This is a genomic window from Streptomyces sp. NPDC092370, from assembly GCF_044755265.1.
Taxonomy (GTDB): Bacteria; Actinomycetota; Actinomycetes; order Streptomycetales; family Streptomycetaceae; genus Streptomyces.
The window spans coordinates 457,376-483,502 of sequence record NZ_JBIVQO010000004.1 but is presented as its reverse complement, the minus strand read 5'-3'; the positions used below and the strand labels follow the sequence as shown (position 1 = coordinate 483,502).

Below are 26,127 nucleotides of genomic sequence, written 5' to 3'. Positions count from 1 at the left end.
CTTGCACGAAGGCCGCGCGTCCGGCGGCGATCCGCAAGGGCCGGAGCGGCGTCAAGGGGAACACGCGTGCGCAACGCCCCGGCCCTGTAACGGAGTTCCGACGACCGTGTAACAGTCGGCCGACGGAATTCTTACCTTCCTCTCGTCTATTGAGCACCTGATCACCCCTCGGCATACTGCGTATTCCGGGGGGTGTACGGGCATGCGTACGAGACCACCCCCGGCCGGGTGAACGGGGAATTCACCCGGTTCTTCTGCAAGGGGGAAACTTGCGCAGACAAGTGAAAAGGGCGTACGCCGCCACAGTCGCCACCGCGGCGGCCGTGGCCCTGGCGGCGGGCATGACCAGCCCGGCGTCGGCCAACGGCGAGCAGGCGGCAGCAGCCGCCAAGCCGGCGTCCCTGACCGCCAAGCACCGCGTCACACTGATCACCGGCGACCGCGTCGTCCTGGACGCCAAGGGCCGTGTCATCGGCCTGGAGCACGCCAAGGGCCGGGAGCACGTCCCCGTCCAGATCCGCAAGCGCGACGGCCACACCCTCGTCATCCCGGCCGACGCGGCCCGCCTGGTCGCCACCGGCAAGCTGGACCAGCGGCTCTTCGACGTCACCGAGCTGAACAAGTCCACCACCCGCAAGGCCCAGAAGAAGGGCCTGAAGGTCATCGTCGGCTACCGCGGCAGCGCCGCGGCCACCAAGGCCGACGTCCGCGACGCCGGCACCCTGAGCCACGCGCTGAAGTCCGTGAACGCGGACGCGGTGCAGACACCGCAGAAGGACACGCCCGAGCTCTGGGACGCGCTCACCAACGGCGAGAACACCGCCTCCGGTATCGCGCACGTCTGGCTCGACGGCGTCCGCAAGGCCAGCCTCGACAAGTCCGTCCCGCAGATCGGCGCGCCCAAGGCGTGGTCGGCCGGTTACGACGGCAAGGGCGTCAAGATCGCCGTCCTGGACACCGGTGTCGACGCCACCCACGACGACCTCAAGGGCCAGGTGATCGGCGCCAAGAACTTCACCACCGCGCCCGACGCCTCCGACAAGGTCGGCCACGGCACGCACGTCGCCTCCATCGCGGCCGGCACCGGAAAGAAGTCCGGCGGCACGTACAAGGGCGTCGCGCCCGGCGCCAAGATCCTCAACGGCAAGGTCCTCGACGACGGCGGATTCGGCAGCGACTCCGAAGTCCTCGCCGGCATCGAGTGGGCCGCCGCCGAGGGCGCCGACGTCGTCAACCTGAGCCTGGGCGGCGGCGACACGCCCGAGATCGACCCGCTGGAAGCGGCGGTGAACAAGCTGTCCGAGGAGAAGGGCATCCTGTTCGCCATCGCGGCCGGCAACGAGGGCGACTTCGGCGAGCAGACCGTCGGCTCCCCGGGCAGCGCCGCCGCGGCCCTGACCGTCGGCGCGGTCGACGACAAGGACAAGCTGGCCGACTTCTCCAGCCGCGGCCCCGGCATGGACGGCGCCCTCAAGCCCGACGTGACCGCGCCCGGCGTGGACATCACCGCGGCCTCCGCCCCGGGCAACCAGATAGCCCAGGAGGTCGGCGAGAAGCCGGCCGGCTACATGTCGATCTCCGGTACGTCGATGGCGACCCCGCATGTCGCGGGCGCGGCGGCGATCCTCAAGCAGCAGCACCCGGACTGGAAGTACGCCGAACTGAAGGGCGCCCTCACCGGCTCCACCAAGGGCGGCAAGTACACCCCCTTCCAGCAGGGTTCGGGCCGCATCCAGGTCGACAAGGCCATCAAGCAGTCCGTGATCGCCGAGCCGGGCTCGGTGAGCTTCGGGGTGCAGCAGTGGCCGCACACCGACGACAAGCCGGTCACCAAGGAACTGACGTACCGCAACCTCGGCGCGAAGGACGTCACGCTGAAGCTGACGTCGACGGCCACCAACCCGAAGGGCCAGGCCGCCCCGGCCGGCTTCTTCAAGCTCGGCGCCACCTCGGTGACGGTCCCGGCCGGCGGCAAGGCCTCCGTGCCGTTCACGGTCGACACCAAGCTCGGCGGCACGGTCGACGGCGCCTACTCGGCGTACGTGACGGCGACGGGCGGCGGCCAGACCGTCCGCACGGCGGCGGCGGTGCAGCGCGAGGTCGAGTCGTACGACGTCACCCTGAAGTTCCTGGACCGCGACGGCAAGGCGGCGAAGTACTACAGCGCCGACCTGATGGGGATCGCGGGCCTGGGCGAGGGCAAGGGTGCCATGCCGTACGACGAGGACGGCACCGTCACCGCCCGTGTCCCCAAGGGCACCTACATCCTCAACACGAGCGTCTACGCGGGCGACGACCCGGAGAACTTCGAGGGCGCCGACTGGCTCGCCCAGCCCAAGCTGAACGTCGGCAAGAACACGACGATCACGCTGGACGCCCGCAAGGCCAAGCCGGTGGACATCACCGTTCCGGCCACAGGCGTCAAGTCGGAGTTCGCCTCGGCCGACTACACGGTGGAAGCCGGTGACAGCAGCTACGGCTTCGGCTGGTGGCTGGAGTCGTACGACAACTTCCGCACCGCCCACGTCGGCCCGCAGATCACCGACGGTTCGGTGACCCAGCAGTGGGACGGTCACTGGTCCAAGGGCGACAAGGAGGAGTACGACGTCGTCGCCGGCGGTCCGGTCAAGCAGCTCGCCACCGGTTTCACCAAGCACTACAAGGCGAGTGAGCTCGCCACGGTGAAGGCCGGCCTCGGCGCCGCGGCGAGCGGCAAGAAGGGCGCGATCAACGCGGTGGGCTGGATGCCGTGGAGCTCCGGCGCCTCCTCGATCGGCATGGTGCAGACCCTGCCCGGTACGCGCACGCTCCACCTGTCCGCCCAGGGCGGCGTGAAGTGGCAGCTGGAGTTCAGCCAGTACGGCGGCGCGGACGCGGACGGCTTCCCGATGGACGATGCCGCCTACACCCTGGGCACGCACAAGTTCGCCGCCGGCAAGAGCTACTCGAAGACCGTCAACACGGCCGTCTTCGGACCGCGCCTGACCAGCGACTTCGGGGTCATCCGTGAAGGCAACGAGATCTACGGTTCCCTGCCGCTGTTCGCCGACGGCAAGGGCAACGTGGGCTACTCGAAGTTCTCGTCGGTCAACACGACCCTGTACCGCAACGGCACCAAGGTCGGCAGCAACGACGACCCGCTGTTCGGCGAGAAGCAGTTCAAGGTCCCGTCCGCCGACGCCGAGTACAAGCTGACCACGTCGGTCAAGCGCAGCGTCAAGGTCGCCGCGGCCTCCACCCGCGTCGACGCCAGCTGGACGTTCCGCTCGAAGAAGACCAGCGGCATCACGAAGCTGCCCGTCTCCACGGCCCGCTTCCTCGCGACCACCGGCCTGGACAGCAAGGTCCCGGCCGACAAGACCGTCAAGATCCCGGTCACCGTCGAGGGCGCGGCCAAGGGCAGCAACCTGAAGTCGCTGTCGGTGTACGCGTCGTACGACTACGGCAAGACCTGGAAGAAGCTCACCGTCAAGGACGGCAAGGTGAGCGTCAAGAACCCGGCGAAGGGGAAGGCCATCTCCTTCCACGCCAAGATCGCCGACAAGAAGGGCAACAAGTCGACGATCTCGATCTACAACGCGTACTACGGCAAGTAAGCGGTAGCGCACACGTGCGACGGCCCGTCGGAAGCTCCGGCTTCCGGCGGGCCGTACGCGTCCGCGGGCGAGTGGAGGACCGGGCCTGACGAGCGGCGCGCTGATGTGGGGCGACCTCGCCGTTCGCGACCGAGGGGCGGTGGCCCTCACTCCGACGGCGTCGAAGCCCTCGTGCCGGAGCGGGTCGCGTCCGCGCCCCAGCTCGCCAGCAGGCGCAGGGCCTCCGCCGACGGTGTGCCCGGCTCCGCGTGGTACGTGATCAGGGACTGCTCGGCGTCGTCGACGAGGCGGAACGTCTCGAAGGACAGGGTCAGCTCACCGGCCAGGGGGTGGCGCATGCGCTTGACGCCGTAACTCTTCTCCTTGACGTCGTGGGCGGCCCACAGGCGGCGGAACTCCTCGCTCTTCACGGAAAGCTCGCCCACCAGGGCCGACAACCGCGGGTCGTCCGGGTGACACCCCGCGTCCATACGCAGATAGCCGACCATGTCGGCCGCCTTCTGCTCCCACTCCAGGTACAGCTCGCGGTACTCCGGCCGGAGGAACACCATCCGCGCCCAGTTCCGCTCCTGCGCCGGCACCTGCGCCCAGTCGCCGAACAGCGCCGCCGCCATCCGGTTCCAGGCCAGGATGTCCGAGCGGCGGCCGACGATGTACGCCGGGACGCCGTCGATCGAGTCCAGCAGATGCCGCAGCGCCGGCCGCACCTGCCGGCTGCGTGCCACCGTCTTCTTCTTGTGCTGCTTCGGTTTCGCCAGATGCATCAGGTGCGTGTGTTCGGCGTCACTCAGCCGCAGGGCGCGCGCGATCGCGTCCAGCACCTCCGCCGAGACGTTGCGGCCGTTGCCCTGTTCCAGCCGTGTGTAGTACGCCACGGACACTCCGGCCAGCTGCGACAGTTCCTCCCGGCGCAGTCCGGGCACCCGCCGCCGCCCGAAGTCGGGCAGGCCCACGTCCTCGGGCTTCAGCCGGGCCCGCCGGGTGCGCAGGAACTCACTGAGCTCGGCGCGCCGGTCCAGGCCGCCACCGGCCGCCTGTGCGGGTTCGGGCTGTTCGTCCATGCCGTCCAGTATTCACGGTCGTACGCACACGAGCCTGACCCCGGCAGTGGTACGCACCGTGTGCGTACGCAAAAGCGTGGTCTGGGTGAGTGCTCGCGTATCGGGCACGCTGGTGATCGTGCCCGGCCAGAAGATCCAGAAGGCAGCCGGGCGCACGACCCCCGCTAGGAGAACCCCCGGCATGACCACTGCTGCTGCGTACGCCGCTCCCGCTCCCAAGGCTCCGCTGGAGCGCACCACCATCGAGCGCCGCGACGTCGGCGAGTTCGACGTCCTGATCGACATCAAGTTCGCCGGCATCTGTCACTCCGACATCCACCAGGTCCAGGAGGGCTGGGGTGAGGCGATCTTCCCGATGGTCCCCGGCCACGAGATCGCCGGTGTCGTCTCCGCGGTCGGCCCGGGCGTCACGAGGTTCGCCGTCGGCGACCGCGTGGGCGTGGGCTGCATGGTCGACTCCTGCCGCGAGTGCGAGAACTGCGAGGCCGGCCGGGAGCAGTACTGCGTGCAGGGCAACGTCCCGACGTACAACGGCATCGGCAAGGACGGCGAGCCCACGTACGGCGGCTACTCGGAGAACGTCGTCGTCGACGAGAACTTCGTCGTCCGCATCCCCGACGGCCTGTCGCTCGACGTCGCGGCCCCGCTGCTGTGCGCCGGCATCACCCTCTACTCCCCGCTCAAGCGCTTCGGCGCCGGTCCCGGCAAGAAGGTCGCGATCGTCGGCCTGGGCGGCCTCGGCCACATGGGCGTCAAGATCGCCCACGCGCTGGGCGCCGAGGTGACCGTGCTGTCGCAGTCCCTGCGCAAGCAGGAGGACGGCCTGCGGCTGGGCGCCGACCACTACTACGCCACCAGCGACCCGAAGACCTTCGAGGAGCTGGCCGGCACGTTCGACCTGATCGTGTCCACGGTGTCCGCCCCGCTCGACTTCAACGCCTACCTGTCGCTGCTGAGGACCGAGGGCACGCTGGCCAACGTCGGCGCCCCCGAGGAGCCCGTCTCCCTCAACCTGTTCTCGGTGATCGGCGGCGGCAAGACCCTCGCCGGCTCCATGATCGGCGGCATCGCCGAGACCCAGGAGATGCTGGACTTCTGCGCCGAGCACGGCCTCGGCGCCGAGATCGAGCTCATCGGCGGTGACCAGATCAACGAGGCGTACGAGCGGGTCCAGGCCAGCGACGTGCGCTACCGGTTCGTGATCGACACGGCGACGATCTGACGCCCGGCCTCTCGTGCAGCAGCCCTGAGGGCCCCGGCCGCGCGCCGGGTCCCTCAGGGCATTCCCGGTGCACGACGGGGCGCACGCGGGGTACACGTGGGGGAGTGCACGTAAGGGTTCCGCCAGGTACGTCAGGGGAGGCCCACCATGACCGTGCAGCTGAACCACACCATCGTCGCCGCACACGACAAGCGAGCGTCCGCCCGCTTCTTCGCCGATCTCCTGGGCCTCGACGTGAGTCCGCCCTACGGCCCGTTCCTCCCGGTCGAGATCTCCAACGGCGTGACCCTCGACTTCATGGACAGCTCCGAAGCCATCTCGCCGCAGCACTACGCCTTCCTCGTCTCGGAGGAGGAGTTCGACGAGATCCTGGGCCGCGTCCAGAAGGCCGGCCTGACGTACTGGGCGGACCCGTTCCACAGCCGGCCGGGCGAGATCAACCACAACGACGGCGGCCGCGGAGCCTACTTCAACGACCCCGACGGCCACCGCCTGGAGATCATCACGCGGCCCTACGGCAGCGGCGGCTGAGCCTGCGCACCCCCCTCGTCGCGCCGCCGCGGGTCATACCGGCGAAAGCGACACCACCGACGCGGAGCGGGGAGCAGACACGGCAGCACCGAGCCTGGTGACCGGCAGCACCGAGCCTGGTGACCGGCGGCACCGAGCCTGGTGACCGGCAGCACCGAGCCTGGTCACCGGCGTCACCGGCGTCACGGGCGCCCTGGGCGGCCACGTCGTCCCGCCGCTGCGCCTGCGGCCACGACGTCCGGATCCTCACCAGGCCCCCTGCGCGGCAGCCGCCGCGCAGGGGGCCTGGTGAGAATCCCGGGCAGGAAACGCCTCCGCTGCCCATGGCGCCCTGCGCGAGGTCAGGTCTTGGTCATCGGGGAGGCCGGTGGCGGTGCCGGTGGAGACGCCGCCGGCGGTTCCTGCCCGCCCTGGTCGAGCCGGAACGGGGGGTACTGATCCGTCAGCAGCGCGGCGTAGGCCGTCACCCGGGCCGCCCAGCGGGCCAGCCCGATCAGGAAGTCGAAGAGGTGCCGCGGGTAACGGGCGGTGAAGAGCAGGACGACGACGGCGACCAGGGAGAGGAAGGGGATCAGCCCGCCCCGCCAGCCGTCCCGGCTGCCCCAGCCGCCCCCGGTGAACAGCGCGACGACGATGTACTGCGGGATCGCCAGCAGCCACCACTTCACCAGGACCAGTCCCCGGGACAGCCGCTCGGGATAGACGACGTCGAAGCGCGCCGGGTAGCCGGGCACCTCGGCGAGGGTGAACGGCGGGTACCGGTCGGTGCCGAGCGCGGTGTGCGCGTAGTAGCCGACCCGCCAGTTCCAGCGCAGTACACCGACGTTGAAGTCGAAGAGGGCCCGCGGGTAGCGGGCGCTGAACAGGATGGCGAAGAAGGCGATCACGGTCACGACGACGAACGCGATCCACAGGAACATCAGCACGATGTAGTGCGGGAGGGCGAGCAGCCACTTCACCAGCCACATCCACCGGGACAGGCCGGGATCGACGGACGCCTCGAGACGCACGGGTGACGCGGCGACAGGATTCATGGGCGGCTTCCTCCTCGCCTGCAGACTCGCAAGCGAGGAGGAGTCCCGCGACCGGGGCGGGGCCGTTCGCGTATCAGCCGCCTTCGAAGGCCATCACGACGGGACGGCGCCTCGGGAGCCCGGCTCGTCGGTCTCCGGTCCGCCCGCTCCCGGTCCGCCCGCTCCCGGTCCGCCGGATTTCGGTCCGCCCGCTCCCGGTCCGCCCGCCGGATCGGCGAGCTGCTCGCGCGCGTAGTTCCACACCACCGCGATCAACGCGGCCACGGGCACGGCGAGCAGGCTGCCCACGATGCCGGCCAGGCTGCCGCCCAGGGTCACCGCCAGCAGCACGACCGCCGCGTGCAGGCCGAGGCCACGGCTCTGGATCATGGGCTGGAAGACGTTGCCCTCCAGCTGCTGCACCACGATGATGATCACCAGCACGATCAGCGCGTCCGCCAGGCCGTTGTAGACCAGGGCGATGAGGACCGCGACGAAACCGGCGAACAGGGCGCCGACGATCGGCACGAACGCCGAGACGAAGGTCAGCACCGCCAGCGGAAGCACCAGCGGCACGCCCAGGATCCACAGCCCCAGACCGATCAGGACGGCGTCGAGCAGGCCGACGGCCGCCTGGGACCGCACGAAGGCGCCCAGGGTGTCCCAGCCGCGGGCGCACACGATCGGCACGTCGGTGGCGAGCCGGCCGGGCAGCTGCCGGGACAGCCACGGCAGGAACCGGGTGCCGTCCTTGAGGAAGAAGAACATCAGGAAGAGCGCGAGGACAGCGGTGACGACGCCGTTCACCACGGTGCTCACCCCGGTGACGACGGCGCCCACCATGCTGCCGAGACCCTCCTGGGCGCGGGAGACCGCACTGTCGAAGGCCTTGTTGATCTGCGCGTCCCCGATGTTCAACGGCGGCCCGGCGGCCCACTCGCGCAGCCGCTGGATGCCCTCCACGACACCGTCGGTCAACTCCCCGGACTGGGAGGCCACCGGCACGGCGATCAGTGCCACGACACCGGCGGCGACCAGCAGGAACACCACGGTCACGACCGACGCGGCCAGCGCGGGCGGCCACCCGCGTCGGCGCAGGAACCGGGCCGCGGGCCAGGTCAGGGTGGTCAACAACAGCCCGACCACGAGCGGCCACACCACCGGCCACATGCGGCCCAGCAACCACAACGCCACGGCGGACATGGCGAACACCAGCAGCAACTCGGCGGAGACCCGCGCGGTTATCCGCAACGCGGCACGGGACCTCTCGGTACTCAAGGGCGCAGTCACGCAGGCACCCTATGGGCTGAGAGCCCGCCCCGGGCAGCCCGGCCCCCGAAGAACGCACCTGTCAGCGGACGATGTACGCGCTGAAGAGGTACAGGACCGTTTCGATCCGCGTCCGCGTACGGTCGTCGAGTTCCCCCCGTGAGCCGCACGAAGACGACGGACGAGCCGGGATCGTCCGCGACCAGCAGGGTCAGCGGCGTCCGGCCCGGCAGCGGGTAGTCGTACCAGCCGTCGGACTTCTCCACGTCCGTGCCGGCAGGGCGTTCTCGACGGCCCGCCAGTGCGAGTCGTCGAAGTCGTCGCCCGAGAACTGTGCGACCGACTCGCGGAACGGCCGCAGATTCTCCGCGAAGATCCACCCTCCGCCCAGGGAGGCGGCAGACCCCGAGGGCGCAGCCACCGGCCCTGGCCACGCCGATCGGGCAGGACACTCCTGTGCCGGCGAGCCTGTGCTGCCATGTGACCCATCGCCGTTCGGCTTGCGGATCACTCCGGGAAGCGGAGCGAGTACTCCCGGAAGATGCTCCGTAGCCCGTCCCGCTGCTCGTCACGGTCACGAAGGAAGCCCTCCAGGAACTGGAACAGCGCATCGACAGCCACCTGGCTCTGTTCTTGATCCAGGTTTCTGTAATCGAAGGCCCGGGATGCTCCTGGCAGCGCCAGCTCCGTCACGAGGGCTGACCATACGAAGCTGCTCTCATGCCCGAGCTTGAGGAGCAGCCACTCCCGGAAGCCCAGGAGTGCGCTGTCTCGTGAGCCTGCGTCGTAACCGTGTAGGTAGGTCACGTAGTCGCCGTAGGAGCCGTCCAGGCCGTACATGCCGGGCCGCGTCCGGATGAGCTCCAGGTGTTCCCTGAAGCTGAACTCGCCGATGCGGCGATCCCCGAATACGGACACCGGTGTGCGGTCAGTCATCCGTCGGAGCCGGGGTAAGGCCCGTCGGGCAGGACGCCCCCCAGTTCGTCTCGAACGGGTCACTTAGCTTGACCCCCGTCCCGCCGATGCCGCAGTAGCCCGCCGGGTTCTTGTCCAGGTACTGCTGGTGGTAGCCCTCCGCCGGGTAGAAGGGACGGCCCTGTGCCGTCACGATCTCCGTGGTGATGCCGTCGTAGCCGGACGACGTGAGGACCTTCTGGTACGCCTCGCGGGAAGCCTTGGCGGCGGCCTCCTGCTCGGGGGTGTGGGTGTAGATCGCCGAGCGGTACTGCGTGCCCCGGTCGTTGCCCTGGCGGTAGCCCTGTGTGGGGTCGTGGGACTCCCAGAAGGTCTTCAGCAGGCGCTCGTACGAGATCTGCTCCGAATCGAAGACCACGCGCACGACCTCCGTGTGGCCGGTCAGGCCCGAGCAGACCTCCTCGTACGTGGGGTTCTCGGTGTGGCCGCCCTGGTAGCCGACGAGGGTCGTCCAGACACCGGCCGGGAGCTGCCAGAACGTGCGCTCGGCGCCCCAGAAGCAGCCCAGGCCGAAGTCGGCGGTCTGCAGGCCCTCGGGGTAGGGGCCGAGCAGCGGGTTGCCGAGGACGGTGTGGCGGTCGGGGACCGTGAACGCCGGCTGCGGGCGGCCGGGCAGCGCCTGCTCGGGAGTCGGCAGCTGGGGCGTACGACTGTGCAGGAACATGCGGTCTCCAATCGGGGCGACTGCCCTGTCAACGTGCCCGGACCCCTTGGAATTCCGGTGGGCTCCCGGCACGGACGGAGCTCAGTGCGGCAGGCTCGCCGGGCTGCCGCCGTTCGCCTCGTAGCCCGCCACCGCCAGTGCCCGGTACACCGCGAACTCCGCCGCAGGGTCGGCGGACAGCGTCCAGGGCAGGGCGCCCACATGGCCGTCGATGTGTATCAGCTGGTTCATGGCCTCCGACCAGCGCTCACCGCGGACCAGGAAGAACACCAGCATGTGCCGCACGTGGGCGAGCATCGGGTCGTCGGGGCGGGCCGAGTGCACCGCGTGCAGCGCGCCGTGGACCGCCTTCGTGACGACCTCGCTCTGCCAGAAGTTCGCCACGAGGGTCACCTCGGGGAGGTGCTCGAACACCGCGAAGAGGGGCATCGCCGACAGGAGGGAGCCCCGGGGGGCCCGGGCCGCCGCGGCCTCGGCGAACGCGTACGCCTCGGCGCGCGAGCCGTGCCACTTCTCGCACCAGTAGTGCAGCGCGGCCAGGTGTGCCCCCATGTGGGCCGGGGCGCGGTCCAGGATCTTCAGCCAGATCTGCTCGAAGTCCTTCTGGGAGTAGCCGAGACCGCGGGCCACCGACAGCTCGACGATGTACGGGATCGGGTCACCGGGGGCGAGCAGCGCCGCCTCGCCACACGCCGTCCGCGCCTCCTCCATGATGATCCGGAACTCGTCCGTCCCCGGAGTCGCCGTCCGCCACGCCTGCTGCACCAGGAACTCGGCGTGCACCGCCGCACCGCCCGCGTCCTTGGGCGCCTCGGCCCGCCACACCCGCAGCCACTGCCCACCCGGTGCCTCGCTCACCCCGCCGGGGCGCCGGGCGAGCTCCAGCGAGGCCGCGCCCGCGAAGGCCTGCACGCGCTGCCAGCGCCGCTCGCCCTCCGTCTCGGTGCCCGCCAGGAGCTGCTGTGCCGCTCGGTAGTCCTGCGTGCGCTGCACCACGTCCAGGACGTCCAACAGGTCCTGGTCGGGGCCGGGCATGCGGATGTCGAGCTCCTCCTCCTGGACGAAGCCGTAGTTCGCCGGGTCGGCCGCGTCCGGGTGGTCGGGCGAGACCAGCCCTATCGCACCGCGCCTGCGCCGCAGGAAGGGGAGCAGCACGAAGCCCAGCATGACCAGCGCGATCAGGACCCAGAGAATCTCCATACGACAAGCGAACCAGACGGCGCCGACAATTGGCCAACCTGCTCCCACAACCTGTGGAAAACCCCGGGCTCGCCCCGCCCCCGGGCACTCGCCGCGTCGGCGCACTACCCTCGGTGCTCATGAGCGACAGGCACATCAGTCAGCACTTCGAGACGCTCGCGATCCACGCGGGCAACACCGCCGACCCCTTGACGGGCGCGGTCGTCCCGCCGATCTACCAGGTCTCCACCTACAAGCAGGACGGTGTCGGCGGGCTGCGCGGCGGCTACGAGTACAGCCGCAGCGCCAATCCCACCAGGACCGCGCTGGAGGAGAACCTCGCCGCCCTGGAGGGCGGCCGCCGCGGTCTCGCGTTCGCGTCCGGGCTGGCGGCCGAGGACTGCCTGCTGCGTACGCTGCTCACCCCGGGCGATCACGTGGTCATCCCTAACGACGCGTACGGCGGCACGTTCCGCCTGTTCGCCAAGGTCGTCGCCCGCTGGGGCGTGGAGTGGTCGGTCGCCGACACCAGCGACCCGGCCGCCGTCCGGGCCGCCCTCACCCCGAAGACCAAGGTCGTCTGGGTGGAAACCCCCTCCAACCCGCTGCTCGGCATCACCGACATCGCCGCCGTCGCCCAGGTCGCCCGGGACGCGGGCGCCCGCCTCGTCGTCGACAACACCTTCGCCACGCCCTACCTCCAGCAGCCGCTGGCGCTGGGCGCGGACGTCGTCGTGCACTCGCTGACGAAGTACATGGGCGGTCACTCCGACGTCGTCGGCGGCGCCCTGATCACCGCCGACGCCGCCCTGGGCGAGGAGCTGGCCTTCCACCAGAACGCGATGGGCGCGGTCGCCGGGCCGTTCGACTCCTGGCTGGTGCTGCGCGGCACCAAGACCCTCTCCGTGCGCATGGACCGGCACAGCGAGAACGCCGTCAAGATCGCCGACATGCTCACCCGGCACGCGCGCGTGAGCAGCGTGCTGTACCCGGGCCTGCCGGAGCACCCGGGGCACGAGGTCGCCGCCAAGCAGATGAAGTCGTTCGGCGGCATGGTCTCCTTCCGCGTCGAGGGCGGCGAGGAAGCGGCCGTCGAGGTCTGCAACCGGGCCCAGATCTTCACGCTGGGCGAGTCCCTGGGCGGCGTCGAGTCCCTGATCGAGCACCCCGGCCGTATGACGCACGCCTCCGTGGCCGGTTCGGCGCTGGAGGTCCCGGCCGACCTGGTGCGTCTGTCGGTGGGCATCGAGAACGCCGACGACCTGCTGGAGGACCTCCAGCAGGCGCTGGGCTAGCACCTGTTGTCCGGATCAGGCCGGCTGTGAGGCTCGGGCTCGTGTCGGCCGATCCGAGCGGGGCCGCGTGCGTCCAGCCGCAAGGCGGAGAAGGGCGCCCACGGGATGGGGCCCTGCTCGAGCGGAGTCGAGAGCTCGGTGGAGTCGGCAACCGACTGACCACGCCGAGACGGGCGTGCCGGGCCCGGCGACGTCGGGGTGATCCGAACGGCAGGCCCTGGCAGGCCCTCGGCGGGATCACCAGCCGGTGAGGGGTGGAGTCGTGTCGGACGGCGGCTCCACCCACGGGCGGGCCGTCAGCGCCCACACGGTGAAGGCCACGGCGGCCGCGAAGAGCAGCAGCCACATCGCGCGGCGGGCGAGTGTCCTGCGCCGCAGGGCGCGGGCGCCCCGGCGCACCGCCTCCGTGTGGATCTCCGGCGGCAGGGGCCGCGGCGACTGCTCCAGCAGCCGCCGTACGGCCGCGTCGCGGTCGTTCTCCCTCATCGCGCCCTCCGGTCGCCGGCCGTTCTCATGACGGCACCGCCTTCGCGGCCGTCACCGCGGGCGCCGGGCCTCGCTGCCGGTGCAACAGGGTCGAGGTCGCCCGGTGGCAGATCGCGCGTACGCGTTCCGGGGACAGGCCGAGCAGGGCCGCCGTCTGCTCCTCGGCGACGCCCTCGTAGAGCCTGAGCACCAGGATCAGCCGTTCCTGGGGGGTCAGCGGGGCCATCGGGTTCGCGGGGTGCGGCCGGGAGCGGCCGAGTCCGCCGAAGGGGTGCCACACGCCGCGTGCGAAGCGGGCGGTCAGGTGCGAGCGGGTGCGGTCGTAGGGGTCCTCGCCGCGCAGCCGGTCCCAGCGCGCGTACGTGTGAGCCAGTGACAGCGTCAGCAGGCGCCGCGCGCGGGGGTTGTCGTCCGGGGCCTCCGCGGTGAGCAGCGTGGCGGCGTGCAGCAGCCGCCCGGCCGCGCCCGCGACGAACGCCTCGAACTCCCGGGCGCGACGGGTGGCCCGGGACGCATGCCGCTCCAGCACAGCACCTCCCGCCTGACGGCGACCCTGAGGATGCGGGCCCCGGCCGCGCACGAACGGGGACCCGGTCTCATATCAGGCCAAGGACGGCCCCGGGGTCAAGAGCCGCGCACGGCCTGGGCGGCGCCACGGGCGCGTGGTGTCCCCGCCGTCGTGCCGAAGTCGTACGGAATCGGCGCCGCGTGGCACTCAGGTCGTCGGCTGCGCCTCCGGCGCCGGGACCCCCTGCACAGCCATCCGGGAGGACAGCGCGGTGTTGAAGCGCGTGAGGAGGCCGCAGAACGCCTCGCGCTCCTCCGGCTGCCAGTCGTGGGTGAGCTCGGCCATCAACTGCCTCCGGGAGGAGCGCACTTCCTCCAGGCGGGACTGTCCGCGCGGAGACAGCTGCAGCACCACCGCGCGCCCGTCCTCGGGGTGGGAGGTGCGCTTGACCAGACCGGTGTCGACGAGCGGAGCCACCTGCCGGGTGACCGTCGAGGAGTCGATCCCCATGCTCGCGGCGAGCGCCTTGACGCCCATCGGGCCTTCCTTGTCGAGGCGGTTGAGCAGCAGATACGCGGCGCGGTCCATGGAGTTGCGCACCTGCCCGACGCCGCCGAGCCGGGTCTGTTCGGCACGGCGGGCGAACAGCGCCACCTCGTGCTGCAGCGTGTCGAGAAGACCGGTGTCACCGACGGTCGTCATGTCCATCGACATTTCAGGTGTTGTGGGCATGGCCGGGGGCTCACTTCGTGAAGGGCTGGCAGATTGGGGGACAGGGTACGCGGCCGGAAGGCGGGCCGTACCGGCGCTGCGCAAAGCGGGTCTCGGAGGTTGGTCACAACGGTCGTTCCCGCCTGTGAACTGCGATGCTGGAGTCATGAGCTACAGCACGGCTGACTCCTTTCGGCCCGTCACCCTCGACGACGTGCGCGGCGCGCAGAAGATGCTCTCGGGTGTGGCACGGGTGACGGCGATGGAGGGCAGCAGGCACCTGTCCCAGATGGTCGGTTCGCCGGTGCATCTCAAGTGCGAGAACCTCCAGCGGACGGGTTCGTTCAAACTGCGCGGCGCGTATGTCCGGATCGCCGGTCTGCTGCCGGAGGAGCGCGCCGCCGGTGTCGTGGCCGCGAGCGCCGGCAACCACGCGCAGGGCGTCGCCCTGGCGTCCTCCCTGCTCGGCGTGCGCTCCACGGTGTTCATGCCGAACGGCGCGCCACTGCCCAAGGTCAGCGCCACCCGGGACTACGGGGCCGAGGTGCGGCTGCACGGCCAGGTGGTCGACGAGACGCTGGCCGCCGCCCAGGAGTACGCGGCCGAGACGGGTGCGGTGTTCATCCACCCCTTCGACCATCCCGACGTCATCGCCGGCCAGGGCACCGTGGGCCTGGAGATCCTGGAGCAGTGCCCCGAGGCGCGCACGATCCTGGTCGGGATCGGCGGCGGCGGGCTGGCCGCCGGGATCGCGGTGGCGGTGAAGTCCGTACGGCCGGACGTGCGGATCGTGGGTGTGCAGGCGGCGGGCGCGGCGGCCTACCCGCCCTCGCTGGCGGCGGGGCGGCCGGTGACGGTCGAGAACCCGGCGACGATGGCCGACGGCATCAAGGTCGGGCGGCCCGGCGACGTGCCGTTCGGGATCGTCGGCGAGCTGGTGGACGAGGTGCGCACGGTCAGCGAGGACGAGCTGTCCGCCGCGCTGCTGCTGTGCCTGGAACGGGCCAAGCTGGTCGTGGAGCCGGCCGGGGCGAGCCCGGTCGCGGCGCTGCTGAGCGATCCCGGCACCTTCGAGGGCCCGGTCGTCGCGGTGCTGTCCGGCGGCAACGTCGATCCTGTGCTGATGGAGCGGGTGCTGCGGCACGGCATGGCCGCGCAGGGCCGCTATCTCGCGGTCCGGCTGCGGCTGACGGACCGGCCCGGCGCTCTCGCCACTCTTCTGGGCGTGTTGTCAGTGGTCGACGCTAACGTGCTCGATGTGAGCCATGTGCGGACCGACCCACGGCTCGGGCTCACGGAGGCGGAGGTCGAGCTGCACCTGGAGACGAAGGGTCCGGCGCACTGCGCCGAGGTGGGTCAGGCGCTGCGCGAGGCGGGCTACACGGTCATCGGCTGAGCGCCCCCCGAGTCGGCCGAAGATCCTTTCCGCCTCATGCGGAGCAACGCGCCAAAAACGCATCGCGAGACGCGATACATCGCGTTATGGTGTGTTGGTGGAAAGCCTAGCCGGACGTCTGTCCGGTCATCTACGAAGACGTGGAGACTCATATGCCAGGCGCCATCTACGCCGAAGGGCTGGTCAAGACCTTCGGTGACGTCAAGGCCTTGGACGGCGTCGACCTCGACGTGCCCGAAGGCACGGTCCTCGGCCTGCTCGGGCCGAACGGCGCGGGCAAGACGACCACCGTCCGCTGCCTGACCACCCTGCTGCGGCCCGACGCCGGACGCGCGGTCGTCGCGGGCATCGACGTGCTCAAACAGCCCGACGCGGTCCGCCGCTCCATCGGCCTGTCCGGCCAGTTCGCGGCCGTCGACGAATACCTCACCGGCCGGGAGAACCTCCAGATGGTCGGCCAGCTCTACCAGATGCGGGCGAAAGCGGCGAAGGAGCGTGCGGCCGAACTGCTGGAGCAGTTCCACCTCGCGGACGCCGCCGACCGCCCCACCAAGACCTACTCGGGCGGCATGCGCCGCCGCCTCGACCTCGCGGCGGCCCTGGTCGTCTCACCCCCCGTGATGTTCATGGACGAGCCGACGACCGGCCTCGACCCCCGCAACCGCCAGCAGCTGTGGGAGGTCATCAAGCAACTGGTCTCGGGCGGCACCACACTGCTGCTCACCACGCAGTACCTGGAGGAGGCCGACCACCTGGCGCACGACATCGCGGTGGTCGACCACGGCAAGGTCATCGCCCAGGGCACCTCCGACCAGCTCAAGGCGCGCACCGGCGGCGAGCGCGTCGAGGTCGTCGTCCACGAGCGCGAACACATCCAGGCCGCCGCCGAGGTCCTCGCCGGCTTCGGCAAGGGCGAGACCAAGGTCGAGGAGCACATGCGCAAGCTCACCGCGCCCGTGACCGGCGGCGCCAAGCTCCTCGCCGAGGTCATCCGCGAACTGGACACGCGGGGCATCGAGATCGACGACATCGGCCTGCGCAGGCCGACTCTCGACGACGTCTTCCTGTCCCTGACGGGACACGCGGCCGAGGTCAAGGACCAGGAGAACGACAAGGAGGCCGCCCAGTGAGCGCCGTCACCGACACCGTGCGGGTCGCGCCGGCCGCGAACCCGGTCAGCCAGTCGATCCGGGACTCGCTGGTCGTCGCCAAACGCAACCTGATCCGCATGTCCCGGATCCCCGAAATGATCATCTACGGGCTGATCCAGCCGATCATGTTCGTGGTGCTGTTCACCTACGTCTTCGGCGGATCCATGCAGATCGGCGACAGCACCAGCGCCGCCGACTACAAGAACTTCCTGATGGCGGGCATCTTCGCGCAGACGGTCACGTTCGCCACCGCCAGCTCCGGCGCGGGCATCGCCGACGACATGCACAAGGGCCTCATCGACCGGTTCCGCTCCCTGCCCATGGCGCGCGGCGCCGTACTCACCGGCCGCACCCTCGCCGACTCCGTGCAGACGGCCCTGACCCTGGTCGTCCTCGCGGTGGTCGCCCTGCTGGTCGGCTGGCGCGTCGGGTCGGACGGCAGCACCAACGCCGCCAAGGTCCTCGCGGCCTTCGGCCTGCTGCTTCTGCTCGGCTACGCGTTCACCTGGATCGGCGCCCTGATCGGCATGTCCGTGAAGACGCCCGAGGCGGCCACCTCCAGCGGCCTGATCTGGCTCTTCCCGGTCACCTTCATCTCGAACGCCTTCGTGGACACCAGCCACATGACCCCGTGGCTGCGTCACGTCGCCGAGTGGAACCCGTTCAGCGCCACGGTTCAGGCCTGCCGCGTGCTGTTCGCCAACCCCGGCCAGTCACCGTCGGACGCCTGGCCCATGCAGCACCCCGTCTGGGCCTCGCTGATCTACTCGATCCTGATCCTGGTGGTGTTCCGGACGCTGGCGGTGCGCAAGTACCGGTCGGCGACGGCATGACAGTGCCCCCGGTGCCGATGCGGCGCCGGGGGCGGATGAAGGCTCGGAAGGCCGCGGGTCAGCCCTCGTACGGCTCGGCCTTGAGGATCTTGACCAGAGCCTTCTTGCCGTTCGGCAGCTCGTACTGGGCGTCCTCGCCGACCTTGTGGCCGATCACGCCGGTGCCCAGCGGGGACTGCGGCGAGTACGTCTCGATGTCGGAGCTCGCGTACTCGCGGGAGGCGAGCAGGAACGTCAGCGTGTCGTCCTCGTCGCCGTCGAACGCGATCGTGACGACCATGCCGGGCGCCACCGCGCCGTCCGCCGCGGGCGCCTCACCGACCTTGGCGCTCTCCAGGAGCTGGGTGAGCTGGCGCACACGGAGCTCCTGCTTGCCCTGCTCCTCCTTGGCCGCGTGGTACCCGCCGTTCTCACGCAGGTCGCCCTCCTCGCGCGCCGCGGCGATCTTCGCGGAGATCTCCGCCCGCGCGGGACCAGTAAGGTACTCAAGCTCAGCCTTGAGCTTGTTGTACGCCTCCTGGGTCAGCCAGGTGACGTTCTCGCTGGTCTGGGTCACAGGTGCTCCTCGTAGGTACTGGGAATACAAAGCATCGCCCTACCCAGAAGAATGTTCCTTCACGGAAGGGCGAAACCACGAGCCTAACAATTCAGGGGCCCAAGGGGGAGGACATAAGCGACCAGAATCACGTCAATGCAGGTCAGGTAGTACGTATTCCAGGTGCCGCTCGTTGTGGTCAGCCGGCGTGGCAGCCCAGCAGCTGGGCCGTCGTCCCCGGGGAGGTCGTACGGAGCGTGACGACCTTGTCGATGCGGGTGTCGTCCCCGTCGAAGCGGAAGTCGGCCCGGCCCACCTCGGCCCCGTTCTCGGCCTGCGAGCGCACGGTGCAGTAGCCGTCGGTGCCGGCGTCCTTGCGGACCTCCAGATGCACCCGCACCGACTCCTTGCCCGGCTCGAAGCTGATCACCTCGGCGCTGATCTCGTTCTGGGCGACGTAGTGGTAGCCGAACCAGCCGACGAGCCCCAGCAGCGCCACCGCGAGCACGACCCCCACGACCTTGAGCGTGCGATCGGCGCGCTCGTCCGAGGAGCGGCCGTATCGGCCCTCGGGTAGTCGCGTGCTCGCCGTACTCATGATCGTCCTCCAGACCGGGCCGGGACGAAGGTCCCGGAAGGGGCTCCAGGGCCGGGCCCCGGAATTATTCGCCCCCCGATTCGGTCACTATAGAAGCCGCTGATTGCGCCGAGGCACACAGGGCGCCGACTTACTGAGGATTGAGTCTTGACTGACCAGTTGCGACTGATGGCCGTTCACGCCCACCCCGACGACGAGTCGAGCAAGGGCGCCGCGACCATGGCGAAGTACGTGTCCGAGGGGGTGGACGTGCTGGTCGTGACCTGCACGGGCGGGGAACGCGGCTCCATCCTCAATCCCAAGCTCCAGGGCGACGCGTACATCGAGGAGCACATCCACGAGGTGCGCAAGAAGGAGATGGACGAGGCCCGGGAGATCCTGGGCGTCAAGCAGGAGTGGCTCGGCTTCGTCGACTCCGGGCTGCCCGAGGGCGACCCGCTGCCGCCGCTGCCGGAGGGCTGCTTCGCCCTGGAGGACGTGGACCACGCGGCCGGCGAGCTGGTGCGCAAGATCCGTGTGTTCCGCCCCCAGGTGATCACCACCTATGACGAGAACGGCGGCTACCCGCACCCCGACCACATCATGACCCACAAGATCTCGATGGTGGCGTTCGAGTCGGCGGCGGACACCGAGAAGTACCCGGAGGCGGAGTACGGGCCCGCCTACCAGCCGCAGAAGCTCTACTACAACCAGGGCTTCAACCGGCCGCGCACCGAGGCCCTGCACCAGGCGATGCTCGACCGCGGCCTGGAGTCCCCCTACGGGGACTGGCTCAAGCGCTGGGAGGAGTTCGGCATGAAGCAGCGCACGCTCACCACTCACATCCCGTGCGCCGAGTTCTACGAGATCCGCGACAAGGCGCTCATCGCCCACGCCACCCAGATCGACCCGGACGGCGGCTGGTTCAAGGTCCCGATGGAGATCCAGAAGGAGGTCTGGCCGACGGAGGAGTACGAGCTGGCGAAGGCCCTCGTCGATACCTCCCTCCCCGAGGACGACCTGTTTGCGGGCATCCGCGACAATGCCTGACATGAGCGCAAGCGCAAGCCTGGCAATGACGCACCTCGTCTCCTTCGCCAAGGAGGTCGACGAGGACAAGGTCACCCCCGGCGTCCTCGGCTTCATCGTCTTCGCGGCGATGGCCCTGGCGGTGTGGGCCCTGATGAAGTCCATGAGCCGGCACATGAACCGGGTCGACTTCCCCCAGGCCCCCGACCCGAAGGCCGAGCAGCCGGAACCTTCCCCGGCGGACCCGTCGGGGGCGGACACGGAAACCGCGGAAGCCGAGCCCTCCGGCCAGGGCGGCAAGAAGCAAGGCTGACCCCCGAGGGAGCGCCACCCGTCGGTGGCCGGCACCACGCGCCGCCGACGGGTGCGCCGCGCGCAGCGAGGAGCGCCCTGACAGGTGCTCGGGCCGCGCTGAAGAGCGCCGCGGGCGGGCCCCGCGCGCACTTGCGAGGTGCGCCGCCGCGGACCGAGGCCCCATGCATCTGCGAGGTGCGCCCGCCGCGGACCGGAGGCTCACGCGTGTGCGAGGAGCGTCGCGAACCGAAAGGCCCACGCCTCTGCGAGGAGCGTCGCCGACGGGTACCCGGCGAGGAGCGCCGCCGACGGGGGCCCGTGCTTACTCCTTCGACTCCACGGCCACGCCCATCACCTCACGCGCATGGCGGTTCGGAACCATGCCCAGACGCCATGCCTGCCAGCCCGCCTCCAGGGTCACCCCGCGCTCCAGCAGCAGCTGGTACGCGTCGAGGTAGTCGTCCAGCTTCTGGTCGCGCAGACCGTGGCCGGCGCGGGACAACTGCGCCAGTTCCTCCTGGGCCACCGCCGTGCCGATCTCCATGCCGCCCGGGGCGGCGTAGGGGAGCAGGGTGCAGCGCAGGAAGCGGGCCCAGTCCTCGCCCCGGCGGTCGCCGTACGAAGCGAACAGTTCCACCGCCTCGTCGCACAGGCCGAGAGCCTGCTGCGTGCGGGCGTTGCCCGCGTCCACGATCGCCAGCTCCAGGCAGGTCCACGCCTCGCCATGGGCGACACCGATGCGCTGGAAGTCCGCCCGGGCGTCGACCAGCAGCTGCCGCGCGAAGCCCGAGTTGCGCAGGGAACCCGTCTGGGCCGCTCGCTGATCGCGGGTGACACGGGCCGAGTGGTGCCGGGCACAGGCCAGGCCGTACACATCGCGCATCCGCGAGAACATCGTGCGGGCGCGTTCCAGTTCACGGACCGCCTGGTCGAGGTTGCCCGTCTCCTCCAGGGCCTGGCCCAGGTAGTACAGCGTCCAGGCCTCGCCGCGCGCGTCCTCGTTGTCACGGTGGCGGGCGGCAGCCCCGCGCAGCTCCTCCACCGCCGGCGACGCGTCCCCGGCGACCAGCAGCGCCCGGGCCAGCTGCGTCAGAGCCCAGGCCTCACCACGGGCGTCACGGGTCCGGCCGTACAGTTCGAGAGCCGCCCGCAGCTCCGCCTCGGCACGCGGGACGTCCCCCATGCGCAGACCCAGCTGACCGAGCTGGAAGTGCGCCCACGCCTGGCCGTGCACCGACTCGCCCCGGCGATGCAGGACCAGCGACTCGGTCAGCAGCTCCAGCGCCTCCGCCAGCCGGGCCCGGTCCCGCTCCACCGCCGCGAGCGCGTGCATCGTCCACGCCCGGTCCACTGCCAGCGCGGGCGAGGCCTGCAGCGCGAGGGCCTCACGCAGCTTCTCCGACGCCTCGCTCAGGTTGCCCTGGTGGTGCAGGGTGATGCCGAGGGAGCACAGGGCGCGGGCCGCACCGGCGTCGTGATGGGCCTCCCGGTAGAGGTCCACGACCGACGTGAGCGTCGTGCGGGCCTTGTCCAGCTCGCCCAGCTGCCGCGCCGCGATACCCGTACGCCACTGCACCGAGCGGACCAGCAGGCCCTCGTCCACCGCCTGGGCCAGCTCGCTGATCTCGCCCAGGCGGTAGAGGTCACCCCGCAGCAGGCAGTAGTCGCACAGGGCGCCCAGCAGGTTCAGCACCGCCCCCTGGTCCACGCCCTCGGCATGCCGCAGCGCCGCCGTGATGAAGCTCGACTCGTCGTCCAGCCAGCGCAGCGCCTCGTCGAGGGACGTGAAACCGTACGGGCTGAAGCGGTTGGTGCGGGTCGACATGTTGCCGTCGACCATCCGCAGCACCGAGTCGGCCAGCTCGGCGTAGTTGACGATCAGCCGCTCCTGCGCCGCCGTGCGCTCGGCCGGCTCCTCCTCGTCGAGAAGGCGGGCCTGGGCGAAGGAACGCACCAGGTCGTGCAGCCGGTAGCGATCGCCCCGGACGTGGTCGATCAGGCCGGCGCCGGTCAGGGCCTGAAGGTGGCGCTTCGCCTCCGCCTCGTCGGTCGCCAGCAGCGCGGCGGCAGCGGCGGCGCCCAGCGAGGCCCGCCCGGCCAGGGCCAGCCGGCGCAGCAGCCGCCGTACCGTCTCCGACTGGTCCGTGTAGCGCAGCCACAGAGCACGCTCCACCGGCTCCACCGGGCCGTACGCGGCCAGGTCGGTGGCCAGCACGCGCGGGGAGCGCGGACCCAGGCACGAGCCGGCGATGCGCAGCGCCAGCGGCAGCCCGCCGCACAGCTCCCGGACCCGGTCCGCGGACTCGGCGTCGTACGGTCCCGAACGGTCCTGCGCCACCGCCCCCAGCAATTCCTCCGCACCGGCGGCGTCCAGCGGCGCCACCGCCAGCTGATGCACCCGCGCGGGCAGCCCCGCCCACTCCAGCGGGCCCCGCGCGGTCACCAGCACCAGACTGTCGGACCGCTCCGGGACCAGGGCACGGATCTGCTCGGCGTCGGCGGCGTCATCGAGGACGACCGTCACCGGCAGGCCGGTCAGATGCTGGTGGTACAGCTCGCTCAGCCGCTTGACCTGCTGGCCGGGGGAGGAGCGCTCACGGAACAGCAGCTGCTCACGGGGCGCGCCGAGCCGGTTCAGCAGATGCAGCAGGGCGTCACGGGTGGACAGCGGGGACTCGCCCGGTCCGTCCGCGCGCAGGTCGACGACGCAGGCACCGCGGAAGTAGTCCTTCAGATCGTGCGTCGCGTGCACCGCGAGCGTCGTGCGGCCGCTGCCGGGCGTGCCGTGCAGCACGACGACCGTCGGCTGCGTCTCCGTGCTCGCCCGGGCCGCCTGCACCCACTGCCGGATCTGCGCCAGCTCGTGCCGCCGCCCCGCGAACGGCTCCGCCGGTTCCGGGAGCTGCCCGAAGGACTGCTCCAGCACGTTGCGCCCGCGCGCCGCCGCGCTCTTGTCGGCGCCCCGCAGCCGCGGCCCCGTCTTCTTCGGCCCTGTCGAAGCCGCGAGCACCCGCTGCTGGTCCAGGAACGGGCGGATGCCCCGCACCTCAAGCGCGGTCAGCCACTGCAGTCGCAACTGTTCGGGACCGCCCGGCTGACTCGCGGCCCCGGCGCGACGGCTCGCGGCCGGCAGATGCGAGCCGACCACCTTCACCACCGTCGCCGCCGCCCCTGCGGCACCCACCGTCACACCCGCCCCGAGAGCGGTGCCGGTCCCCGTGCCCAGCGCCATGTCCGCGGCCACGGCCGCGACCGCCGCCACCCCGGCCACCAGCAGCGCCGTCCCGGCGCCCTCCCGGGCGTAGCGCTGCCCGAAGGTGAGCTGACCGGCCGCCGCCTCGTCCAGGGCGCTCGTGTAGGCCTCGTACTCCTCGGACGCGCTCCGCGCCATCACGTCGAGCGCCCCGCGCGCCCGCGCAAGCAGCACCTTCCCGTCGCTGCGGCCGCCCGAGCGGCGCACCTCCTCCTCGACGGCCCGCGCCAACAGCCGCTCGGCCTCCGCCCGATGACTGTCCCGCATGTCATGTCCCCCTCCGGCGGCAACGGCGTTCTCTCCGTCGTCCAGGTCGTTCCTCGGTCGTTCCCTTGGTCAAGTGTGCTGTGGACGGCGCATCGGGGCGAGGGGGCGTACCCGGCCCGATTGTGTGAAGAGCAGGGCGGGTTGGTGTGCCGCGCGCCCGGTGCCCGTGCCGGCTGGGGCAGCGAAAGCGGCGTCCGCGGGACGCCTGACAGGTGAGGGGCCGGGTACTGCGGCAGGATGGACACCATGCCGAACCGACTGGCGCACGAGACGTCCCCCTACCTCCTTCAGCACGCCGACAACCCCGTCGACTGGTGGCCCTGGTCGGAAGGGGCCTTCGAAGAGGCGCGTCGACGGGGTGTCCCGGTGCACCTGAGTGTCGGCTACTCGAGTTGCCACTGGTGCCACGTCCTGGCGAAGGAGAGCTTCCAGGACGAGGTGACGGCCGCCGTGATGAACGAGCACTTCGTCAACATCAAGGTCGACCGCGAAGAGCGCCCCGACGTCGACGCCGTGTACATGGAGGCCGTGCAGGCGGCGACCGGGCAGGGTGGCTGGCCCATGACCGTCTTTCTCACCCCGGACGCCGAGCCGTTCTACTTCGGTACGTACTTCCCGCCCGTCCCCCGCCAGGGCATGCCCTCGTTCCGGCAGGTGCTCCAGGGGGTGCATCAGGCGTGGGACGAGCGGCGGGACGAGGTGACCGAGGTCGCCGGGAAGATCGTCCGGGATCTGGCGGGGCGGGAGATCTCCTACGGCGACGCGCGGACCCCGGGCGAGGAGGAGCTCGCGCAGGCGCTGCTCGGGCTCACCCGGGAGTACGACCCGCAGCGCGGCGGTTTCGGCGGGGCGCCGAAGTTCCCGCCGTCCATGGTGCTGGAGTTCCTGCTGCGTCACCACGCCCGCACCGGTGCCGAGGGGGCTCTGCAGATGGCGCGGGACACCTGTGAGCGCATGGCCCGGGGCGGTCTGTACGACCAGCTCGGGGGCGGCTTCGCCCGCTACTCCGTCGACCGTGACTGGGTCGTGCCGCACTTCGAGAAGATGCTGTACGACAACGCCCTGCTGTGCCGGGTGTACGCCCATCTCTGGCGCGCCACCGGCTCGGAGCTCGCGCGCCGGGTCGCCCTGCAGACCGCCGACTTCATGGTGCGTGAACTGCGTACGAGTGAGGGCGGGTTCGCCTCGGCGCTGGACGCCGACAGCGATGACGGCACCGGTAAGCACGTCGAGGGCGCCTACTACGTGTGGACGCCCGAGCAGTTGCGGGAGGTTCTCGGCGAGGAGGACGCCGAGCTGGCGGCCCAGCACTTCGGTGTGACCGAGGAGGGCACGTTCGAGGAAGGCGCATCCGTTCTCCAACTGCCGGTGCGGGAAGGCGTGTTCGACGCGGAGAAGATCGCCTCGATCTCGGAGCGGCTGCTGGCGAAGCGGGCCGAGCGGCCCGCGCCCGGCCGGGACGACAAGGTGGTGGCGGCCTGGAACGGGCTGGCGATCGCCGCGCTCGCCGAGACGGGTGCCTACTTCGACCGGCCCGATCTGGTCGAGGCCGCCGTCGCGGCCGCCGACCTCCTGGTCCGGCTGCATCTGGACGAGCAGGCCCGGCTCACCCGTACCAGCAAGGACGGTCACGCCGGCGCCAACGCGGGTGTCCTGGAGGACTACGCGGATGTGGCGGAGGGTTTCCTCGCGCTCGCGTCCGTCACGGGCGAGGGCGTGTGGCTGGAATTCGCCGGGTTCCTCCTCGATCACGTCCTGGCGCGTTTCACGGACACCGAGTCGGGCTCGCTGTACGACACCGCGGCCGATGCCGAGCGGCTGATCCGCCGTCCGCAGGACCCGACCGACAACGCCGCTCCGTCGGGGTGGACGGCGGCCGCGGGCGCCCTGTTGAGCTATGCCGCGCACACCGGGTCCGAGCCGCACCGCGCCGCCGCGCACAGGGCGCTCGGGGTCGTCAAGGCGCTCGGGCCGCGGGTGCCGCGCTTCATCGGCTGGGGGCTCGCCGTGGCGGAGGCCGTGCTGGACGGGCCGCGTGAGGTGGCGATCGTGGGTCCGTCCCTCGACCACGAGGCCACAAGGGCCTTGCACCGTACGGCACTTCTGGGCACCGCACCCGGTGCGGTGGTCGCCGTCGGCGCCCCGGAGAGCGACGAGTTCCCGCTGCTCGCGGACCGTCCGCTGGTCGGCGGTGAACCGTCCGCGTACGTCTGCCGCAACTTCACGTGTGATGCCCCGACGACCGAGCCTGACCGGCTGCGTACGGCCTTGAGTGGCTGACG

Annotated in this window: 22 protein-coding genes; 10 read left to right on the top strand and 12 right to left on the bottom strand. The window is 70.9% G+C overall.

All coding sequences use genetic code 11. The features are described 5' to 3' along the window. The first annotated feature begins 341 nt into the window (after window positions 1-341). Complete coding sequence (locus ACIQHQ_RS16260; RefSeq protein WP_402612697.1) at window positions 342-3,596, top strand: S8 family peptidase; 3,255 nt, start codon at window positions 342-344, stop codon at window positions 3,594-3,596. Window positions 3,597-3,742: 146 nt separating this feature from the next. Here ACIQHQ_RS16260 and ACIQHQ_RS16255 read toward each other — a convergent pair whose 3' ends face one another. Continuing rightward, window positions 3,743-4,657 carry a helix-turn-helix domain-containing protein gene (locus tag ACIQHQ_RS16255; RefSeq protein ID WP_402612548.1) on the bottom strand — a complete coding sequence of 305 codons (915 nt, stop codon included), beginning with the start codon at window positions 4,655-4,657 and terminating at the stop codon, window positions 3,743-3,745. Window positions 4,658-4,838: 181 nt separating this feature from the next. Here ACIQHQ_RS16255 and ACIQHQ_RS16250 point away from each other — a divergent pair, with 181 nt between their 5' ends. Together ACIQHQ_RS16250 and ACIQHQ_RS16245 are read left to right on the top strand one after the other, a co-directional pair. Next, the gene (locus ACIQHQ_RS16250) at window positions 4,839-5,879 is read left to right on the top strand and encodes an NAD(P)-dependent alcohol dehydrogenase (protein WP_402612546.1); all 1,041 of its coding nucleotides are present in this window, start codon (window positions 4,839-4,841) and stop codon (window positions 5,877-5,879) included. A 147-nt stretch (window positions 5,880-6,026) separates the two neighbouring features. Then, window positions 6,027-6,410: a VOC family protein gene (locus ACIQHQ_RS16245; RefSeq protein WP_402612545.1), complete on the top strand. Its 384-nt coding sequence runs from the start codon at window positions 6,027-6,029 to the stop codon at window positions 6,408-6,410. A gap of 341 nt (window positions 6,411-6,751) precedes the next feature. Here the strand turns inward: ACIQHQ_RS16245 and ACIQHQ_RS16240 are convergent, their stop codons facing one another. The 5 genes from ACIQHQ_RS16240 to ACIQHQ_RS16220 form a co-directional block, all read right to left on the bottom strand. Beyond that, window positions 6,752-7,444 carry a DUF4389 domain-containing protein gene (locus tag ACIQHQ_RS16240; RefSeq protein ID WP_402612543.1) on the bottom strand — a complete coding sequence of 231 codons (693 nt, stop codon included), beginning with the start codon at window positions 7,442-7,444 and terminating at the stop codon, window positions 6,752-6,754. A gap of 93 nt (window positions 7,445-7,537) precedes the next feature. Then, window positions 7,538-8,713 (bottom strand): AI-2E family transporter, encoded by a 1,176-nt coding sequence (locus ACIQHQ_RS16235; protein WP_402612542.1) that lies wholly within the window; start codon window positions 8,711-8,713, stop codon window positions 7,538-7,540. Window positions 8,714-9,199: 486 nt separating this feature from the next. Further along, entirely contained in the window at window positions 9,200-9,628 is a 429-nt protein-coding gene (locus ACIQHQ_RS16230) for a hypothetical protein (RefSeq protein WP_402612540.1), read from the bottom strand. Then, entirely contained in the window at window positions 9,621-10,331 is a 711-nt protein-coding gene (msrA, locus tag ACIQHQ_RS16225) for a peptide-methionine (S)-S-oxide reductase MsrA (RefSeq protein ID WP_402612539.1), read from the bottom strand. The genes ACIQHQ_RS16230 and msrA overlap by 8 nt, the downstream gene beginning before the upstream one ends. An 81-nt stretch (window positions 10,332-10,412) precedes the next feature. Then, the gene (locus tag ACIQHQ_RS16220; RefSeq protein ID WP_402612538.1) at window positions 10,413-11,531 is read right to left on the bottom strand and encodes a hypothetical protein; all 1,119 of its coding nucleotides are present in this window, start codon (window positions 11,529-11,531) and stop codon (window positions 10,413-10,415) included. 119 nt (window positions 11,532-11,650) lie between these two features. On the opposite strand from ACIQHQ_RS16220, the gene ACIQHQ_RS16215 reads away from it, so the two are divergent. Further along, the gene (locus ACIQHQ_RS16215) at window positions 11,651-12,805 is read left to right on the top strand and encodes a cystathionine gamma-synthase (protein WP_402612537.1); all 1,155 of its coding nucleotides are present in this window, start codon (window positions 11,651-11,653) and stop codon (window positions 12,803-12,805) included. A gap of 237 nt (window positions 12,806-13,042) precedes the next feature. Here ACIQHQ_RS16215 and ACIQHQ_RS16210 read toward each other — a convergent pair whose 3' ends face one another. From ACIQHQ_RS16210 to ACIQHQ_RS16200, 3 genes are all read right to left on the bottom strand, one after another. Then, the gene (locus tag ACIQHQ_RS16210; RefSeq protein ID WP_402612536.1) at window positions 13,043-13,291 is read right to left on the bottom strand and encodes a hypothetical protein; all 249 of its coding nucleotides are present in this window, start codon (window positions 13,289-13,291) and stop codon (window positions 13,043-13,045) included. A 25-nt stretch (window positions 13,292-13,316) separates the two neighbouring features. Continuing rightward, window positions 13,317-13,820: a sigma factor-like helix-turn-helix DNA-binding protein gene (locus tag ACIQHQ_RS16205; protein ID WP_402612534.1), complete on the bottom strand. Its 504-nt coding sequence runs from the start codon at window positions 13,818-13,820 to the stop codon at window positions 13,317-13,319. A 186-nt stretch (window positions 13,821-14,006) separates the two neighbouring features. Continuing rightward, complete coding sequence (locus tag ACIQHQ_RS16200; RefSeq protein ID WP_402612696.1) at window positions 14,007-14,513, bottom strand: MarR family winged helix-turn-helix transcriptional regulator; 507 nt, start codon at window positions 14,511-14,513, stop codon at window positions 14,007-14,009. A 163-nt stretch (window positions 14,514-14,676) separates the two neighbouring features. Between ACIQHQ_RS16200 and ilvA the strand changes: the two genes are divergently transcribed. The 3 genes from ilvA (at window position 14,677) to ACIQHQ_RS16185 (ending at window position 17,890) form a co-directional block, all read left to right on the top strand. After that, entirely contained in the window at window positions 14,677-15,906 is a 1,230-nt protein-coding gene (ilvA, locus tag ACIQHQ_RS16195) for a threonine ammonia-lyase (RefSeq protein WP_402612533.1), read from the top strand. A gap of 152 nt (window positions 15,907-16,058) precedes the next feature. Next, the gene (locus ACIQHQ_RS16190; RefSeq protein WP_402612532.1) at window positions 16,059-17,036 is read left to right on the top strand and encodes an ATP-binding cassette domain-containing protein; all 978 of its coding nucleotides are present in this window, start codon (window positions 16,059-16,061) and stop codon (window positions 17,034-17,036) included. Further along, on the top strand, window positions 17,033-17,890 hold the full coding sequence (locus ACIQHQ_RS16185) for an ABC transporter permease (RefSeq protein WP_390988081.1): 858 nt from the start codon (window positions 17,033-17,035) through the stop codon (window positions 17,888-17,890). Before ACIQHQ_RS16190 ends, ACIQHQ_RS16185 begins: the two co-directional genes overlap by 4 nt. A gap of 58 nt (window positions 17,891-17,948) precedes the next feature. On the opposite strand, the gene greA is transcribed toward ACIQHQ_RS16185, so the two are convergent. Next, window positions 17,949-18,446: a transcription elongation factor GreA gene (greA, locus tag ACIQHQ_RS16180; RefSeq protein WP_390988082.1), complete on the bottom strand. Its 498-nt coding sequence runs from the start codon at window positions 18,444-18,446 to the stop codon at window positions 17,949-17,951. Between the two features lie 178 nt (window positions 18,447-18,624). Continuing rightward, window positions 18,625-19,023, bottom strand: coding sequence for a DUF4307 domain-containing protein (locus tag ACIQHQ_RS16175; RefSeq protein WP_402612531.1), 399 nt, complete (start codon window positions 19,021-19,023; stop codon window positions 18,625-18,627). 147 nt (window positions 19,024-19,170) lie between these two features. Between ACIQHQ_RS16175 and mca the strand changes: the two genes are divergently transcribed. Further along, window positions 19,171-20,052 carry a mycothiol conjugate amidase Mca gene (mca, locus tag ACIQHQ_RS16170; protein WP_402612530.1) on the top strand — a complete coding sequence of 294 codons (882 nt, stop codon included), beginning with the start codon at window positions 19,171-19,173 and terminating at the stop codon, window positions 20,050-20,052. Further along, the gene (locus tag ACIQHQ_RS16165) at window positions 20,045-20,344 is read left to right on the top strand and encodes a hypothetical protein (protein ID WP_402612528.1); all 300 of its coding nucleotides are present in this window, start codon (window positions 20,045-20,047) and stop codon (window positions 20,342-20,344) included. The genes mca and ACIQHQ_RS16165 overlap by 8 nt, the downstream gene beginning before the upstream one ends. A 303-nt stretch (window positions 20,345-20,647) precedes the next feature. Here ACIQHQ_RS16165 and ACIQHQ_RS16160 read toward each other — a convergent pair whose 3' ends face one another. Then, complete coding sequence (locus ACIQHQ_RS16160) at window positions 20,648-23,845, bottom strand: tetratricopeptide repeat protein (protein WP_402612527.1); 3,198 nt, start codon at window positions 23,843-23,845, stop codon at window positions 20,648-20,650. Window positions 23,846-24,091: 246 nt separating this feature from the next. Between ACIQHQ_RS16160 and ACIQHQ_RS16155 the strand changes: the two genes are divergently transcribed. Beyond that, window positions 24,092-26,125, top strand: coding sequence for a thioredoxin domain-containing protein (locus ACIQHQ_RS16155; protein ID WP_402612525.1), 2,034 nt, complete (start codon window positions 24,092-24,094; stop codon window positions 26,123-26,125). Window positions 26,126-26,127: the final 2 nt, after the last annotated feature.